At 69.8% G+C, this 16067-nt stretch carries 15 protein-coding genes and 2 pseudogenes; 11 read left to right on the plus strand and 6 right to left on the minus strand.

Annotation, left to right across the window (positions count from 1 at the left end):
- The first annotated feature begins 52 nt into the window (after window positions 1–52).
- Window positions 53–646 (plus strand): TetR/AcrR family transcriptional regulator, encoded by a 594-nt coding sequence (locus ACSDR0_RS37905; protein ID WP_435293772.1) that lies wholly within the window; start codon window positions 53–55, stop codon window positions 644–646.
- Window positions 647–666: 20 nt separating this feature from the next.
- On the opposite strand, the gene ACSDR0_RS37910 is transcribed toward ACSDR0_RS37905, so the two are convergent.
- From ACSDR0_RS37910 to ACSDR0_RS37930, 5 genes and pseudogenes are all read right to left on the minus strand, one after another.
- The gene (locus ACSDR0_RS37910; RefSeq protein ID WP_435293773.1) at window positions 667–1371 is read right to left on the minus strand and encodes a GOLPH3/VPS74 family protein; all 705 of its coding nucleotides are present in this window, start codon (window positions 1369–1371) and stop codon (window positions 667–669) included.
- Between the two features lie 37 nt (window positions 1372–1408).
- Window positions 1409–2158, minus strand: a complete 750-nt coding sequence (locus ACSDR0_RS37915) for a MerR family transcriptional regulator (protein ID WP_435293774.1) — start codon at window positions 2156–2158, stop codon at window positions 1409–1411.
- 193 nt (window positions 2159–2351) lie between these two features.
- A pseudogene (locus ACSDR0_RS37920) lies at window positions 2352–2813 on the minus strand (IS3 family transposase); the annotation flags it as partial.
- A gap of 25 nt (window positions 2814–2838) precedes the next feature.
- Window positions 2839–3066: pseudogene (locus tag ACSDR0_RS37925) on the minus strand (transposase); the annotation flags it as partial.
- 171 nt (window positions 3067–3237) lie between these two features.
- Window positions 3238–4110 (minus strand): SDR family oxidoreductase, encoded by an 873-nt coding sequence (locus tag ACSDR0_RS37930; RefSeq protein WP_435293775.1) that lies wholly within the window; start codon window positions 4108–4110, stop codon window positions 3238–3240.
- 549 nt (window positions 4111–4659) lie between these two features.
- On the opposite strand from ACSDR0_RS37930, the gene ACSDR0_RS37935 reads away from it, so the two are divergent.
- The 9 genes from ACSDR0_RS37935 to ACSDR0_RS37975 all read left to right on the plus strand — a co-directional run bounded on the left by ACSDR0_RS37935 (window position 4660) and on the right by ACSDR0_RS37975 (window position 11835).
- Window positions 4660–5274 (plus strand): NADPH-dependent F420 reductase, encoded by a 615-nt coding sequence (locus tag ACSDR0_RS37935; RefSeq protein ID WP_435293776.1) that lies wholly within the window; start codon window positions 4660–4662, stop codon window positions 5272–5274.
- 219 nt (window positions 5275–5493) lie between these two features.
- Window positions 5494–5844 (plus strand): UBP-type zinc finger domain-containing protein, encoded by a 351-nt coding sequence (locus ACSDR0_RS37940; protein ID WP_435293777.1) that lies wholly within the window; start codon window positions 5494–5496, stop codon window positions 5842–5844.
- Window positions 5845–6004: 160 nt separating this feature from the next.
- On the plus strand, window positions 6005–6985 hold the full coding sequence (locus tag ACSDR0_RS37945) for an aldo/keto reductase (RefSeq protein WP_435293778.1): 981 nt from the start codon (window positions 6005–6007) through the stop codon (window positions 6983–6985).
- A gap of 205 nt (window positions 6986–7190) precedes the next feature.
- The gene (locus ACSDR0_RS37950; RefSeq protein ID WP_435293779.1) at window positions 7191–8150 is read left to right on the plus strand and encodes an alpha/beta hydrolase; all 960 of its coding nucleotides are present in this window, start codon (window positions 7191–7193) and stop codon (window positions 8148–8150) included.
- A gap of 143 nt (window positions 8151–8293) precedes the next feature.
- Entirely contained in the window at window positions 8294–8470 is a 177-nt protein-coding gene (locus ACSDR0_RS37955) for a hypothetical protein (RefSeq protein WP_435293780.1), read from the plus strand.
- Window positions 8471–9069: 599 nt separating this feature from the next.
- Window positions 9070–9390 carry a GNAT family N-acetyltransferase gene (locus ACSDR0_RS37960; RefSeq protein ID WP_435293781.1) on the plus strand — a complete coding sequence of 107 codons (321 nt, stop codon included), beginning with the start codon at window positions 9070–9072 and terminating at the stop codon, window positions 9388–9390.
- A gap of 403 nt (window positions 9391–9793) precedes the next feature.
- On the plus strand, window positions 9794–10498 hold the full coding sequence (locus tag ACSDR0_RS37965) for an ABC transporter ATP-binding protein (protein WP_435293782.1): 705 nt from the start codon (window positions 9794–9796) through the stop codon (window positions 10496–10498).
- A 3-nt stretch (window positions 10499–10501) separates the two neighbouring features.
- Window positions 10502–11341: an FtsX-like permease family protein gene (locus ACSDR0_RS37970; RefSeq protein ID WP_435293783.1), complete on the plus strand. Its 840-nt coding sequence runs from the start codon at window positions 10502–10504 to the stop codon at window positions 11339–11341.
- A gap of 8 nt (window positions 11342–11349) precedes the next feature.
- Window positions 11350–11835, plus strand: a complete 486-nt coding sequence (locus tag ACSDR0_RS37975) for an FtsX-like permease family protein (protein ID WP_435293784.1) — start codon at window positions 11350–11352, stop codon at window positions 11833–11835.
- A gap of 304 nt (window positions 11836–12139) precedes the next feature.
- Here the strand turns inward: ACSDR0_RS37975 and ACSDR0_RS37980 are convergent, their stop codons facing one another.
- A complete protein-coding gene (locus ACSDR0_RS37980; protein ID WP_435293785.1) occupies window positions 12140–14881 on the minus strand; it encodes an AAA family ATPase in 2742 nt (913 codons plus the stop codon).
- 155 nt (window positions 14882–15036) lie between these two features.
- Between ACSDR0_RS37980 and ACSDR0_RS37985 the strand changes: the two genes are divergently transcribed.
- Window positions 15037–15663 (plus strand): TetR family transcriptional regulator, encoded by a 627-nt coding sequence (locus tag ACSDR0_RS37985; protein WP_435293786.1) that lies wholly within the window; start codon window positions 15037–15039, stop codon window positions 15661–15663.
- The last annotated feature ends 404 nt before the right edge of the window (window positions 15664–16067 follow it).

Genomic DNA, 16067 nt, shown 5'->3' on the forward strand with positions numbered 1-16067 from the left:
GATCGGTACGGAAAGGCTCGGCAACTTCTGTACCGAGGGTTACGATGCTGCCATGGGTGGTACGCGCAGCACCGTCATCGGCCGGCCCCGAGGCTTCGACACCGACGAGGCGCTGGAACGCGCCATGCAGGTGTTCTGGCAGCAGGGCTATGAAGGCGCGAGCCTGGCCGACCTGACCGGCGCCATGGGCATCACCAAGACCAGCATGTACGCGGCCTTCGGCAACAAGGAGCAGCTCGTTGCAGCGCTACGTCGAGGGTCTGGGCAGCTACCTGGACAGTGCTCTGGCCGAGCTGACCGCGTAAGCTGCCGCCGAGGCGATTCTGCGCGGTGCGGCCCACACCTCGACCCTTCCGGAAGACTTCGGGGGATATCTGACGGTTCAGGGCGCGCTGCCGTCGAACGACGAGAGCCGGGCCGTGCACGAGGCGCTGGTCCAGTGGCGCAACGCCGCCAGGCGCGGGTCGAGGAACGTTTCCGGCGCGCCGTCGATGAGGGCGACCTGCCGGGCGACGCCGACCCGAAGCAACTCGGCCGATACATCACGACGATCGCGTTCGGCCTCTCGGTGCAGGCCGTCAACGGTCTCGACCACGCCGAACTCGACGAGATCGTCGACCAGGCGATGCTCCTCTGGCGGCCGTGAGCTCCTCCTGGCCTGCCCCGCTACTGGTTCTGCGGCGGGAGGACAGCCGCCGCGACGATCACGTTGCTGACGATGGTTGCGGTGACGGTGCGGGCGACCGCTTCGGCGGCAGCCTCGGCTCTCCAGTTGCCCTGCTCGAGCTTCTGGGCGCGGGTGATGACGGAAGAGGCCCAGGGGATCTCGGGATCGAACTGCGGGAGCGTACGGCTTCCCGACAGCAGCGCCGCGAGCGCGGCGACCCGGGGTTGCGGCTCCACGCCGTCGACCAGCACCGCCCGCACGTCGGAGAGCAGACCGGCCCGCCGGCCGGTTCCGCCGTCCTCGAGGACCTTCATGTCGAACAGACCGAGCGCCTTGCGGGTGGACTCGCGGATATCGCCGCGGATGATGAGCCGGTCGAGCAACGGGCTCCGCAGGGTCGGCCCGATCGCGGCGAGCGTCGCCTGCACCCCTCGGGGCTTCACGGCGACGTAGTCCCACGCCGATCGCAGGGTGTCGTCCGCGGGGGGACGGTCCGTGACGGCCTCCACCCGGGTCGATCCGCCCCAGCCGGGGATGGTTCGCACGTGTCCACCGAGGCCGAGATCGGCGAGCACCGCACCCCCGAGAACGTAGAAGAGCGTGTTCTCGCCGGCGATGACACCGGTGCCCCGCATCCCCGCGTTCGGCTGGAACAGGAGCAACAGGAGGTCTTCGCCCAGGGTGGCGGTCCCGAGCTGAGCCATGGTGTCTTCCTTTCGATTCGGGATGCGACGCAGGTGCTCAGGCCGGAGAGTTGAGCCCCCGTTCGCGGCGCAGTTGCTCCTGCGCGAGGATGCCGGCCCGGCCCAGCACATCGACCTGGGCGGCGTTGTAGAGCCCGACGACGGCGTCGACGAACGTCTGGCGCGTGACGTGCTCGCTCTTCGACAGATGCCGGGCGGGATCGCGCAGCCAGGGATAGTCGACCAGATGCTGCGCCAGCCGCGCGGCGAGCTTCTCGGCGAGGTTCTGGCGGGTCGCCTCGTCGGCGTCGGGCGGCAGGGTGTCGATGTCGTGGCTGATGGGATCCGTGTCGGCGTCCACCATGCGCCGCAGGTCCTTCATCGCGTCGTCGTCGTAGAGCTGGCTGAAGACGTGGATGAGCGAGGTGTCGGACACGGTCAGCCGCGGCGCGACCGACTCAAAGCCGGCGGGCGCGTCGGCCGGCGCCCCGTCGCGCAGAATGATCGCGATGTCGGAGCGGGCTCGGCGCAGACGCTCGACCTCGGCCGCCAGGTCGGCGTCGACCTGGCGCAGCACTTCCGGGGCGGGGGCGCCGCCCGAGGTGATCGCGCCGATCCGGGAAAGGGGTACACCCAGCTCTACGAGACGCCGGATGCGCAGGAGGACGACGAGATGCTGTACCCCGTACTGCTTGTATCCGTTCGCTCGGCGTTCGGGCTCGTCGAGCAGGCCGAGCCGGTGGTAGTGCCGAATCGTGTTCACCGTGGTGCCGGCGAGTTCCGCGAGCTCACGGGTGCTCCAGGCCACGTCGGTTCCTTCCTGGGTCTGACCCGGCGGTCGGCTGTCAGGTGCTGGCTCGCAGTTGACACCGTGTTCCCACCACAGAGTCAATGCGCCGACGACTCGGATCTTGAAAAGCTTCCTTAACAGCTCGTTTCAAAATGAGCGGCGTGTCATGAGGGGCCATGGTGATTCCGGACAGCCGTCTTATGGGCGTAGCCTAGGCGGCTGTTTGGGTGGAAAGGGACTCGTTGAGTACTTCCAAAGGTGGCCGGTAGCCGAGCGGCGAGTGCAGGCGCCGGCGGTTGTAGAACCCTTCGATGTAGCGGATGACCTGCCGTCTTGCCGTGGCCCGGGTGGTGAGGACGAAGCGGTGCAGCCATTCGTTCTTGAGCGCGCTGAAGAACGACTCGGCCATCGCGTTGTCGTAGCAGACCCCGGTGCGGCCGACCGAGCGGCGGATGTTCAGGCCGGTCAGGAAACGGCCGAACTCGTCGCTGGTGTAGTTCGAGCCGCGGTCGGTATGAAACACCGCGCCGGGCTGGAGCAGGCCGGTGCCGACGGCCATCCGGATCGCGGCCTTGATCAGGTCGGTGCGGTAGTGGTCGGCCATCGCCCATCCAAGGACCGCTTTGCTGTGGCAGTCGATCACGGTGGCCAGGTACAAGAAGCCCTCCCAGGTGGGGGTATAGGTTCTCGCGCAGTTCCGCGTTCTCCCGCTCCCGCTCCCGGATCCGCGCCCGCTCCGGCCCGGAAACCAGCCGCTGCTCGTCCTGGGTGCTCACGATCCGATGCCGGTTCACCCAGCTGCCCAGAGTGCTGGCGTTGATGTCGAACTCCCGCGCCACCGACGCGACCGTCCGCTCGCCCTCCAGCACCATGCGGATGGCTTCTTCCTTGAAATCCGGCGAGAACTGCCTACGACGTCTCGTCACGTACCTACCTCTTCCAGACTTCTGTCAGCTTATGCAGCCAACTGTCCGGAATCCGCAGGGCACCTCATGGCGATCCAGTGCGTCGTCGATCGCGAGTGTGGCGCGAGGAAAGCTTTCGCCATGCCGGGTGCCGCCATATCGGTGCCGGAGGCGGGGTCACCGCCGCGGCGGTTACCCGGTGAAGGCCGCCCTGTGCGCCTGCGCGAAGTCGGTGATCGTGCGCGGTGCTTGCCCGGTCACCTTGCGCACCCCGTCGGTCGTGCCGGCGCCGTAGCCGGCGCGCAGGATCGCGTCGTAGAGGGTGGCGATGTCCTCGGCGTACTCGGGCGAATTGCCATCGGCCACGTAACGACGCAGGAAGTCCGTCCGATTGCCGTCGACGTAGCTCAGCGGCCTGCCGACGACCTCCGCGATCCGGCCCAAGGCCTGCGTCATCGTGAGGTCCTCCGGGCCGGTGAGAACCAGTTCCCTGTCGTGGGTGGAGGAGTCGTGGAGTTCGACAGCGGCCACGTCGGCGATGTCGCGCGCGTCGATCATGGGCATCGCACCGTCACCCAGGGGCAGCTCCAACCGGCCGGACGGCTCGATCCAGCCGATGAACTGCAGCAGGTTGTCCATGAAGAACGCCGGCCGCAAGACGGTTCGCGGGAGACCGCTGGCTGCCAGATTCTGCTCCGCCGCGTAATGCACCCTGGCCAGGGCCAGCGGCGCATCTGGGGAAACGCCACCGACACTCAGCTTCACCACCCGCCGCACCCCGGCCTCGGTCGCGGCCCGGATCACCGACTGCTCCTGGGCGAGCTGGTTGCCTGCGTTCGCCGTCAGGAGGAAGACGGCGTCGATGCCGTCCAGCAGGTGGCGGGCGGCGGCTTCGTTCGCCAGGTCGGTGCTCGCCACCTCCACTCCAGGCAGGCGCTGCTCCTCCAGCGCGGCAGCGCTTTCCGGCCGACGCACCACCGCTCGCGTCATCACGTCCTGTTCAGACAGCCGCCGCACCAGCGGGGCGCCCACCGAACCGGACGCCCCGGTCACCAGCACCTTCATCTCGTCATTCCCTCCGTAGTTCCTCGCAGGTCCTCGATGCGGATGGGCAGGTCACAGACGCGCCTGCCCATCGCGAGGTGAACCGCGTCACGATGGCCGCGGCCGCACCGATCACGTCGATCTCCCCTGGTTTTTTCGCCCTCTAACGGATTGAGGCCGGGTCGTCATCCCGCTCGGGTAGCAGCACGACGTCGACGTTCCCCACGTCCGCGGGTGCCTTGCCCGTCAGAACGAGGCAGTCGTGGCCAGCGTGCCGTTATTGTGGCGCTTGCAGCATCTGTCACCTGACTGCACGTGGTTCACCACGCCGCCCGCACGCTGGGGACGAATCCGCGGCGGGCGCGTCCGGGCCGGCTGTCGTCAAGGCCCAGCAGTCGCCGTGACCGCCACTCGCACAGGCGTTCCCACCGGCGTGATGTCCCCCATCGCTGTGGCCGCTCGAAAACTGCTGGTCAACGCCGCCGGAGGCGACGCGCGGGTAGGTCATGTGACCGATGCGTCTCCCCTTCCCCATCGGCCACGATGCTGCCATCACCCAAACCGAAGGAGATGGCCATCATGCAGATCGGGATCTTGGGCGCCGGCGCCATCGGCACAGCGGTCGCCACACGCCTGCTCGCGGGTGGGCATCAGGTCGTGTTGAGCAACAGCCGCGGTCCGCAAACCTTGGCCGACACCGTACGCGGCCTGGGGCCCGGCGCGTCGGCCGCCAGCCGACAGCAGGCGGCGCAGGCCGAACTCGTCGTGCTCGCCGTTCCCGGCACCCGGACCGCCGAGGCGCTCGCTGGCCTGCCGGACTGGCAGGGTCGCGTGCTGGTGGACGCGACCAACGACTACGCCACGCCTCCGCCCGCCGCGGACGATCTCACCTCGAGCGAGGTGGTCGCCCGGCGCGCCCCCGGCGCCCGGGTGATCAAGGCGTTCAACCACCTGTTCGCGGCGACGCTGCGCGCCGATCCGCGGCGGCCCGAAGGCAACCGCGTGCTGTTCGTCTCCGGTGACGACGAGGCAGCCAAGAAGATGTTTACCGCATTGCTGACCGGGGTCGGCTTCGCGCCGATCGATCTCGGCGATCTGGCCGATGGCGGTAGGCTCCACCAGGTCCCGGCGGGGCCGTTGGTCGGCCAGGACCTGGTGCGGCTGGCCGACACCGGCGCGCAGTAGGGAACACGAACACCCGCCCGACTGTTCAGCTCTTCGCAACGCGCTCCGGGGGCCCGTCAGCTACCCGGCTCCTGTCGCCGGGGCGATGCCTGTTCTGCTCCGGCTGCTGGGCTGATGAGCCACCTGCCGTGAGCGCCGCACCCGACCCTGCGCCTGAAGCCGTGCCCTGCGCCGCCTGCAGGCGACTCGCGCCGGGCACAAGACGACCGAAGGAGACCCATGGAGGGAATCGATCCCACGGTGCCGCCCAGTGGCACGGGCTGCGCCGATTGCGAAGTGTCGCAGCCGCCGGGCTGGTGGTTCCATCTGCGGCGCTGCGCCCAGTGCGGCCACATTGGCTGCTGCGACTCCTCGCCCAGCCAGCACGCCAGCGCGCACGCCGCCGCCACGGACCACCGGTTCGTCAGCAGCTTCGAACCCGGCGAGCACTGGTTTTGGGACTACGGCGAGCAGGTGATGTATGAGAGCGGTCCCATGCTCGCCGCGCCCACCCACCACCCGGTGGAGCAGAGCGCGCCCGGCCCGGCCGGCCGGGTGCCCGCCGACTGGATCCGCCACCTGCACCAGTGACCGGCCCTGCAGCCGCCGGCGAGGTCCGGCGCCGCCGCGAGCACCCGGTCCAGCATGGGGCCGTTCCTGACGGCCGGGGAAACCCGACGGCCTGCCGCTGCAGAGGCACCCCTTTCCTTGTACGTCTCGACCGGTGCCATGGGCGCCGCCAGGAGGACACGTGAAGCAGACCCCGTTCGGTGACGGCCTTGTCGTACCCGTCCAGGGACTGGGGGCGATGGGGATGAGCGCCTTCTACGGCAGCACCGATGAGAGCGAGGCGGTCGCGACGCTGCGGCACGCGCTGGACGTCGGTGTGTCCCTCATTGACACGGCCGAGGCGTACGGGCCGTTCGAGAACGAGAAGCTCATCGCCCGCGCGATCGGGGATCGGCGCGACGAGGCGGTGCTCGCGACCAAGTTCGGCACGGAGTTCGACGACGAGGGCCGCCCGCACGGCCTCAACGGGCGCCCGGAGTACGCCCGCCGGGCGGCAGAACGGTCGCTGCGGCATCTGGGCACGGATGTGATCGACCTGTTCTATCTGCACCGGGTGGATCCGGCGGTGCCGATCGAGGAGACCGTCGGGGGGATGGCCGAACTCGTCCGCGACGGGCTCGTCCGCCACATCGGGCTTTCGGAGGTCTCGGCCGCGACGATCCGTCGGGCCAATGCCGTGCACCCGATCGCCGTGGTCCAGTCGGAGTTCTCGCTGTTCTCCCGGGATCTGCTCACCAACGGCGTGCTCGACACGCTTGGCGAGCTGGGCATCGGTCTGGTCGCGTTCTCCCCGCTCGGCCGGGGCTTCCTCACCGGCGACATCACCGCCGTGGACGACCTTGACCCCAGCGATGTTCGGCGCTCGCTTCCCCGCTTCCAGCCCGAGGCGATCGCGGCGAATCTGCGGGTCGTCGACCAGGTCCGGCGCATTGCCGCGGCGAAGGGCGCCACCCCCGCGCAGGTCGCCCTCGCCTGGGTGCAAGCGCACGGTGTGGTCGCGATCCCCGGCACCCGGCGCCGCTCCCGGCTCGATGAGAACGTCGCGGCCGTCGCATTGGGGCTGACTGACAACGACCGCGACGCCCTCGCCCGCGCGGTGACGCAAGCCGGGGTGGCCGGCGAGCGTGATACACCGGCCGGGCTGGCCCGCATGAACGCCTGAAGGTCCCCCGGGCACCCGCCCGGCCGGGCAGGCTGACCAGCGGCACGGTCACCGGCGGCACGGCCGCTGACAGGCGCCCGCGAGTCCCAGCCGCAGTCATGTGACAGATGCCTTCGCGGTGCCGCGCCTGCAAGCGTCTTGGCCAAGCCCACAGCGGATTTGCCCCATCCACCTGAGAAAAGTTCACCTGAGAAAGAGAACACCGATGACAGAGATCAAGCCCGTCCTCGAACCGATCGCGCGGGCTTTCGCCGACGCGAACTCCACGCCGCCGTTCCTGTATCAGCTGTCCCCCGCAGAGGGGCGCAAGATCGTGGACAGCGTGCAGGCCGATCCCGGCCAGGTGCCCGACGCCGACATCTCCGACCTCACGATCAGCGGTGGCCCGACCGGCACGGTGCCGGTGCGGATCGTGCGACCCGTGGGTGCCACCGGTGATCTGCCGGTGATCCTGTACATCCACGGCCTCGGCTGGGTCTTCGGCGGACCGCAGACCCACGACCGCCTGGTGCGTGAACTCGCCGTCGGCACCGGCGCCGCCGTGATCTTCCCGGACTACAGCCTCTCGCCGGAGGCCAGGTACCCGACCGCGATCGAGCAGATCTACGCCGTGGCCGAGTGGATCCGCACCAACGGAGCCGAGCAGAGTCTCGACGCCAGCAGGGTCGCCGTCGCGGGCGACTCGGTGGGCGGCAACATGGCCGCAGTCACCACGATCCTGGCCAAGCAGCGTCGCGGCATCTCCTTCGCCGGTCAGCTGCTGTTCTACCCGGTGACCGACGCCAACTTCGACACCGGCTCCTACCAGCAGTTCGACACTGGCTACTTCCTGGCCCGCGAAGGCATGCAGTGGTTCTGGGACCAGTACACGACCGACCCCGCGCAGCGCGCGGAGATCACCGCCTCTCCGTTGCGGGCGACGCTGGAGGATCTGGCCGGGCTTCCCGAGGCGCTCGTGATCGTGGGCGAGGCCGACGTGCTGCGCGACGAGGGCGAGGCCTACGCGGCCAAGTTGCGCGAGGCCGGGGTTGCGGTCACCGCCGTGCGCTACCAGGGCATCGTGCACGACTTCGTCGGGCTCAACCCGCTGCGAGGCACGCGCGCCGCCCAAGCCGCCATCACACAGGGCATCGACTTCCTATCGGGCGTGCTCGGTACGGCCTGACCCGTTGACAGGCGCGGAGGTGACGGGCGCGGGCCGGGCAACGCCGGGCCCGCGCCCGTCAGCGGCCCACGGCATCGTGGCCGACGCAGTCCGCCGTCGTCGAGACGCGGCTGACTCATGATTTTCACCGGAGCGCCACCACCTTGCTGGCCGAGGCGGCGGTGCGGCCATCCGTGCCGTTGGGCGCATTGGCCGAATTGCGCGAGTTTTTGGTAGCCAACCTCCACCATCACCACGAGAGCGAGGATGAGCAGCTGTGGCCGCTCCTGGCGGCGGTGGCACGGCAGGCGGCGGCCGGGTTGGCCGACCTCGCTTGCTGATCGGTTTCTTCGACCGCGTCGGCACACCGGATGACGTCGCGCTGCTCTTGTCCGAGCTGCCCGAGCCCGCGCGCGAACTCCTACCTGTCCGGGACGGGATGACAGGCGCGTGTCAACCGGCGGGCGAGGCGAGGAGCAGGGTGCTGGGCTGCGCCACCAGCCAGCACGCGCCGTCGTCGAAGCGCCAGCGCCGGTGGCTCACCGGGCCACGGTCGTCGAGAGCCGACTCGTCGCACGGAAGGCACTGCGCCTCCTCGATGTGGACGAGGAAAGGGCGGCGTTCGGTTGCCGAACGCGAATGTAGGGCTGTAGGGGCCTGTCCTGTCGCCCCTCAACGAGATTACGGTCGGTGCCGCTCGCGGTCGCCAGCCTCAGGCAGGCGCTGGCCGCAACGACTGCCAACAGCTGACGGCCACGGCCTGATGTCCGGTCCGCCGCCTGAGGTTCGCGCCGGGAGGCCGCGACACCCGCGACCACGCCGGCCTCCTGGCGGCCACCAGTCTCAATAAGCCCTGGGCGCCACCGCCTGCCCCCATAACGGCCGTCCCTGCGGCCAAACCACTGACCACCACAAGCCCACTACGCACCTGAGGACAAAGATGAACGACTCCCGACCGCCCACCATGCGAATCGTCGACAACGCCGACGCCAACAGGTATGAGGCATACGTCGACGGTGAGCTGGCCGGCATCGCGGAATACATCCGCACCAAGAACCTCATCGCCTTCGTCCACACAGAAGTGGAGGGGGCCTACGAGGGTCAAGGCATCGGGGGAGCACTCGTACGTACGTCGCTCGACGCTGCCCGTGCCGCCGAAGCTCCCGTGCTCGCCGTCTGCCCCTTCTACACCGGCTGGATCACCCGGCACCCCGAGTACAGGGCGCTGGTGTACACCAATAGAAGCCGGGTGAGTGACTAATGACCGTGCCGACTCCTGGCTCCGGCGACCGCACCTAGCGGTCGGAGGACAAGCGCTATGAGGCGGCGGGTGTCGCGGTCAGCTATGAACCTGGGCTGGAGGTCTGCGGCGCCCCAGGGACTTAAGCCAGTGACCACCCTGGTCTCGTGGAGGGATCCTGGTCAGGCAATCATGGTTGAAAGCGGCTTGAAGCCATCGACGGGAGGGGGCCATGACCAGCGACGGCCGCCGTCGGGTCCGCCCCCGCACAGCGGAAGGCCCGAAGGCGAGCGGGGCTTGCTGCCCAGCTCCGGGACGGCAGCAGCTGCGCCGCTAGAGCCTGTCTCGAAGTGTGATCAACGGCGTGTCGTAGCTGCGAAACAGAGAAGTCTCCGGTAAAGGGTTCATCGACCACGAAGAACCTGTGACCGGAGACCTCGTGGCCGCCGTCGTCGCGGTCGGCCTGGTCCCGGCGGACGCCCGCGGCAAGGCGATGGGCATCGTGGCGGGCGGCTTCACCCTTGCTAACATCCTCGGCCTCCCCGCCGGGACGGTCATCGGCCAGCACCTGGGCTGGCGAGCTGCGTTCTGGACGGTCGCCGCACTGTCGGCGGTCGCGATGCTCGGGCGGGGGGCACTCGCCGAGCTGCGCCGCGAGCACGTCGGTTTCGTCTTCCAGACCTACAACCTCATTCCGTCCCTGACCGCGCGGGAGAACGTGGCCCTGCCCGCCCGTCTGGCCAAACGTGCGCTCAGCCCGTCCGACGTGGACGCTGCGCTGATCCGGGTCGGGCTGGGCGGGTTCGGCGGCTACCGCCCCGCGGCGTTGTCGGGCGGCCAGCAGCAGCGTGTCGCGGTCGCCCGGGTGCTCGCCCTGCGCCCGGACGTCGTCTTCGCCGACGAGCCGACCGGTGCGCTGGACACGGCCGCGGGCGAGCAGGTGCTGAGGTTGTTGCGCGACATCGCATCGGACGGACAGGCGGTCGTGATGGTCACCCACGACTTGCAGGCCGCCGCACGCGCCGACCGGGTGGTGGTGCTCCGCGATGGCATCGTCGACCGGGAACTGCCGCGGCCGCACCTCGCGGACATCTTCGAGGCGGTCGCCCGCGCCGGAAACCGGGTATGAGCGATGCTGCGACTGATCTTCGCCGACCTGGTCGCGAACCGGCGGATCTGGCTCGGCACCGTGGTGATCGTGGCCGTCACCTCCGCGGTGACCACCACGGTGGCCAGTGATATCGAGACGGCGGTGCACGTGGGCGGCGCGGTGGGTCTCGCCCTGTACGCCATCAGCGGGACGGTCCTGGCGTTCGTCGCGGTGACGGCGTTCGTCGTGCTCGGGGCGGTGCTCAACCTCACCGTCGCGCTCCAGCAACGGGACTACGCCCTCTGGCAACTGGTCGGCGTGCGGCCAGCCGCCGTCCGCGCAGTCGTGCTCGCGCAACTCCTGGTGGTGGGATTCGTGGGCGCAGTGGCGGGCAGCCTGGCCGCCGTACCGTTCCTCGACCCGCTGTTTCGCCACAGCTTTCGGCAGGCCAGCGGATTCGACGGCGTGCAGCCGCGTTTCGGGCCGGTGGCCGCAGCATCGGTGGTCCTGTTCGTCATGCTCGTGGTGGTGCTCGGCGGCTGGCACGGGGCACGCCGAGCCGGGCGGGTGCCGGCGATCGAGTCGCTCCGGGAACCGGAACCTCGCCAGCGGCGCATGACCAGACTTCGCTGGTTCGTCACGGGTGCTGCGCTGCTCAGCGTCGCCGGGGTGGCCGCGACCGTTCCCCGCACCGCCCTGGCGAACCTGACGACCCCGCTCATGATGCTCTCCGTCCTGACCGCGGCGTTGTTCGCCGCAACCGGCCCGGTGCTGTTCGGCCGCCTGCTCCGGCTGTGGACGGGCCTGTTGCCGGCCCGGCGGTCGAGGTCCTGGTACCTGGCGCGCTCCACGACGGCAGTACGGCGGCGATCAGCCCGCTGATGGTCGCCGTGGCGTTGAGCGGTGGGCTGTACTCCGCCGAGGGCACGGTGCGCGCAGCACTGGCCGCGGAGATGGGCCGGGCGCCGGCGGCGCTGTCGCCGGGGACGGTGGTGCTGCTGCTCGGCGGTTCGTTGGTGTTGTCGGTGCTGGGCGCGGTCACGACGATCTTCATGGCGAGCCGGAGCCGGGAGCGGGAGTTCGCGCTGATCCAGGCCGCCGGTGGCACCCGGCGCACCATCCTGGCGGCGGCCGCCTGGGAAGCGGTCATCTACGTGGGCACCGCAGCCATTCTTGGCGTGGGCGCGGTGGCGGTGACCGCGCTCGGCGGTGCCTGGGCGTTGCGGGCGCAGCCCACGCACCTCCTACCGTCCCTGGGCCTGTCAGCGATCGGGCTCACCGTCTGTTGCGGACTGATTCTGACCCTGCTGGCGACCGTGGTACCGACCGCCGCCACGCTCCGGCACGAAGTTCCCCGCGTCCTGGCGGCAGAGTGAGGGCACCGGTGAAAATGCCCCGGTGCGCTAACAATGCAGGCTTGGCGCTCTTCTTCTCCCCGGACTCGGAGTGCGGCCGCAGTGCCGGCGCGGGCTTGCAGCGCGTCCGGCAACTCGTTGTGCTCGGGCGGCCCGGTCACCTCCAGCGCCAGGCTTTCGTCGGTGATGATGGAGGGTGAAGGCAAGAAGCTAGCTCAGGCTCCCTCAAGATCGTTAGAGAGGTTCGGAGATAGCCTCCTGAGCACTGAGCGGCGGTGGTCCTGCCCTCTTCCGCCGCCCGCCGGGTTGATCACCGCCAACAGGTTCACGGCTGCCGTTCCGGCTCCTCCAGCTTGGCCGTCACCTCCCGGAGCTGGGCTCGGCTGGTGATGCCGAGCTTGGGAAAGACCTTGTACAGATGCGCGCCGACCGTCCGGTGGGACAAGTAGAGCCGGTCGGCGATCTCCTTGTTCGTCAGCCCTGCCGCCGCCAGGCCGGCGATCTGTATCTCCTGCGGGGTCAGCACGGTCGCGTCCAGTCGGCCGGCCGCGAGTAGCCGGCGTGCCGGTGCCACGCCGGCCGCCCGCAGCTCAGCGGCCGCCTGATCCGCCCACAGCTCGGCCCCGCGCTCCTGGAAGGTGTCCAACGCCGCGGCCAGCTGCTCCCGGGCCTGCATCACCCGCCGTTCCCGGCGCAGCCACTGCCCGTAAACCAGCTGGGTGCGAGCCCGTTCCAGCACCGTCACCGCATCCACGCCACGCTCGAGCGCGGCGTGGAAATAAGCGTCGGCCTTGTCGTCCGTGGTGAGCAACGCCCGGCCGCGCTGCACCAGCATGTCCAGATGCGGCGAATCCAGCACCGCGGCGTCGCGTTCGGCGCTGTCGAGCGCAAGCCGTGCGAGCTCACCCTTGCCTGAGCGCACCGCCGCCTCGACGAAATCCCCCAAGGCCCACAAGGCAGTCGTCCGGTGCACGCTCACCTTGCTCAGCTCCAGCCAGGCTTGCCGGTAACTGCGCTTTTGCAGCGCGAGGTGTCCGGCGGCCCACGCCGCCCGCGCCGTCGTCGACGTCCACAACGCGTCCTCCGGCCGTTCACGGACACGGGCCAGCACGAGTTCGGCTTCGCTCTGCTGTCCAAGCCAGGCAAGTCCCAGCGCCCCGGATGCGCCCGCAGCGGCGGCGACCGCGGGCAGGGCGAGATCGACCGCCATCCGCTCGGCCATCTCCGCGTCCGCCACGGCGTCGCACAGGGTGCCCATCAGGACCCGCTGGCACGCCAGCCACGCCAGCAGGTGGCTCTCGTCGGCCAGGGCTCCCGCCCGGTTGAGGTGCATCCGGCCGGCCTCCAGCGCAGCGAACGCGGTGGGCAGGTCCTGCATCGCTTCGGCGGCCAGGCCCAAGCTCAGCAGCGCCCTCGGCTCGGCCAGAGCCGGCGGCTGCAACGTGTCCAGCTGTGACCGCACCCGCGCCGCATACTTGAGGGGATCCAGCAACGCGAGACCGATCAGTTGCAGCGGGTCTTTCAGCTGCGGATCGGCCTCGGCCAGTTCGCTCAGCACATCGGCGGCACTGTTCTGCCCGCCGGACCGGAGCGTGATCTGGACCGCCGCGGCCCACAGCAACCGGATCCGTTCGACGCGATGGCGATCTCCATCGGGTCCGCTCATCTGCCGGGCCAACGCGACGATGTCCCGTTCGCTAGCGGCCGGCATCCCCGTCATCAGGCTGTTGGCGATCTCGGTGCTCATCAGCTCGACCAGGACCTCGGCCTGCGTTGCCAGGGGCCTGGCCTGTTGCAACGCCTCCACCACATCATGCGTCCTACCGGCCTGCCGGGACAGCTCGGCGGCCTTGGCCAGCCGCCGGGCACGTGGTGCCGCCTCGGGCGACAACGCCGCCGCGCGGCGCAGCACCGCCGCCGCCTCGGCCAGGGCGCCACGCTGAGCTGCTCCCAGCCCGGCTGCCTCCAGTTCGGCAGCCAGTTCCTCGTCTCGCTCGTATGCTGCCATGGCACGGTGCCACACGGCCCGCACCGGATCCTGCACGATCGCCGCGAGAAGCCGGTGCACCTCGGCTCGCTTCGTCGACGATGCCGCGCCGAGCACGGCCGAACGCAGCAGCGGGTGACAGAACCTCACCCGGTCCTGCCGCACCTCCACCAGCCTGCTGCGCTCAAGCGGGTCGAGATCACCGACAGTCAGCCCCGTCCGCCGCGCAGCGACGATCAGGTCGGCGAGCGTGAGCTCCCCTTCGGCCGCAGCCAGCAGCAGGAGCTGCTGACTGGCCGTCGGCAAGGCACCGACCCGGGTCAAAAACGCCTGTTCCAGCCGGCGGGTGGTGGGCAGCGGCGACAGAAACGGCTGGTCGGCGGCGAGCCCGCGCTCGCGCAGCGCGATGGGGAGTTCCTGCAGGGCCAAGGGGTTGCCTCCGGCCTCCTGCAGGAGGCGCGTCCGTGACGCCGGTGTCAGGTCCCCGGCCACGAGGTCGAGCAAGCAGGTCGAGTCGGCTTCGGACAGGGGACCGAGGTCCAGGCGCAAACCGGGCAGCGACCGCAAGGGCTCAGGGTCATCGGCCTGCGCGCGGACGGTCACCAGCAGCATGATCGGCGCCCCGCTCAGCCGTCGGGCCAGGAACCGAACGACCTCAGCGGTCGATGGATCGAGCCAGTGCATGTCTTCGACGACGAGCAGCAGCGGCTGCTGCGTGGTCGCCTCCTCCAGCAGGCCGAGCACGGCGAGGCTGATCAGCAGCCTTTCCGGGGCAGGGCCTTCGGCCAGGCCGAAGGCGGTCAACAGGGCTTGGCGCTGCCGTGCTGGAAGCGCGGCGGCGTGGTCGAGCACCGGATGGATCAGCTCGTGCAGCCCCGCGAATCCGGCGTGCGATTCGTTTTCCAGGCCCGTGCACCGCAGTTCGCGAAACCCGTTCGCCCGCGACGCCTGGGCGAACTCCTCCATCAGCCGGGTCTTGCCGATGCCTGGCTCGCCCGCGACCACGGCGACGGCGCCACTGGTCGTGACCGTCGCGGCGAGGCGGTTCAGCTGGTCCAGTTCCCCGGCACGGCCGATCACGACAGCACCCCTCCGAAGGCCCAAGTGGATCCCCAAGGGGCTGACGGAGCGAGGTGTCCGGCTCGTGTGCCAGGCCGGGCGATGCCGGGCCGTCTGCCGCCGGTCGGTGGTAGGGTCCACCCCGGACGGGGGTAATCCGAAGCGAGAGGTGCAGGGTGGGCAAGGCGAAATACTACTCGCCCCGGCGCGTTGACGCTGCTGCCGCCACCCGGGCCGCGATCTTGGACTGCGCTCGCCGGCTGTACGTCGATCGGGGCTACACCAACGTCACCGTCGCCCAGATCGCCGCAGCCGCCCGGGTCGCCGTACAGACGGTCTACAGCAGCACCGGCGGTAAGGCCGAAATTCTCCTCAGCCTCCTCATTCCTGCCATCCGGTCCCCGCACGCCGAGCAGGCGCTGAGGGCGGTGGCCGAAACCGACGATCCCCGTCAGGTCATCGACCTGCTCGCACGCGGCACCCGGCTCGCGCACGAAGCCCACTGGGACATGCTGGAGGCCCTGGTTCCCCAGTGCCGCGCCGAACCCGCTGCCGCAGCCGTCCTCGCCGCCGGGAACACCGAGTACATGGCGGCGCTGACGGCCACCGCCACACGCCTGACCCAGCTCGGCGCGCTGCGGTCCGATGTGGACCCGGCTCGGGTCGCCGATCTGCTCTGGTTCTACGTCGGCCAAGATGCCTGGTTCAGCCTCGTGAGTCACCGGCGCTGGAGCTTCGACGACGCTGAGCGCTGGCTGGCCTCGCAAGCCAAGCGAGCGATCCTCGCCCGCCCCGACGCCTGACCCTGCGCTCGCTTGACCACGTCCGGCAGACAACGGGCGTGGATGGGCGTGCCAGCAGCACGTCCACGACGAGCTTCCCGCAGGCGCGCCCATCGCTGAACCAGCGGCGGGCAAGGGCAACCTCACTCTCGGGGAGCGCATCGATCCTGTGCCTAGCGCGTCCCGGCCTCCGCTTACACCGCAACAGGTGGAACGTCTCATGAGGGGACTCTATTGGATAGAGAATACTCTGCCCAAATGGCCGTCCAAGCCCGGGTGCCGTGTTGGGTCGGACCGGGGCGCCCTGCCGGGATTACTCCCGGCAGGGCGCCCCGGCCCGCCCGCCGCGTGAAGTAGGCCGCCGACGAGGTGCCTCTGTGGAGGTCCTTTTTCGACGGCCCCTTCCCGAACCGGACTGGCCAGTT

It is taken from the genome of Streptosporangium sp. G11, assembly GCF_051192615.1.
In the GTDB taxonomy this organism is placed as follows: Bacteria; Actinomycetota; Actinomycetes; order Streptosporangiales; family Streptosporangiaceae; genus Streptosporangium.

What these genes read in the sequence shown, in the direction of transcription:
- ACSDR0_RS37905 (WP_435293772.1), top strand. Translation starts at nt 53, where the DNA reads ATGGGTGGTACGCGCAGCACCGTCATCGGCCGGCCCCGAGGCTTCGAC.
- ACSDR0_RS37960 (WP_435293781.1), top strand. Translation starts at nt 9,070, where the DNA reads ATGAACGACTCCCGACCGCCCACCATGCGAATCGTCGACAACGCCGAC.
- ACSDR0_RS37940 (WP_435293777.1), top strand. Translation starts at nt 5,494, where the DNA reads ATGGAGGGAATCGATCCCACGGTGCCGCCCAGTGGCACGGGCTGCGCC.
- ACSDR0_RS37930 (WP_435293775.1), bottom strand. Translation starts at nt 4,110, where the DNA reads ATGAAGGTGCTGGTGACCGGGGCGTCCGGTTCGGTGGGCGCCCCGCTG.
- ACSDR0_RS37910 (WP_435293773.1), bottom strand. Translation starts at nt 1,371, where the DNA reads ATGGCTCAGCTCGGGACCGCCACCCTGGGCGAAGACCTCCTGTTGCTC.
- ACSDR0_RS37950 (WP_435293779.1), top strand. Translation starts at nt 7,191, where the DNA reads ATGACAGAGATCAAGCCCGTCCTCGAACCGATCGCGCGGGCTTTCGCC.
- ACSDR0_RS37935 (WP_435293776.1), top strand. Translation starts at nt 4,660, where the DNA reads ATGGCCATCATGCAGATCGGGATCTTGGGCGCCGGCGCCATCGGCACA.
- ACSDR0_RS37970 (WP_435293783.1), top strand. Translation starts at nt 10,502, where the DNA reads ATGCTGCGACTGATCTTCGCCGACCTGGTCGCGAACCGGCGGATCTGG.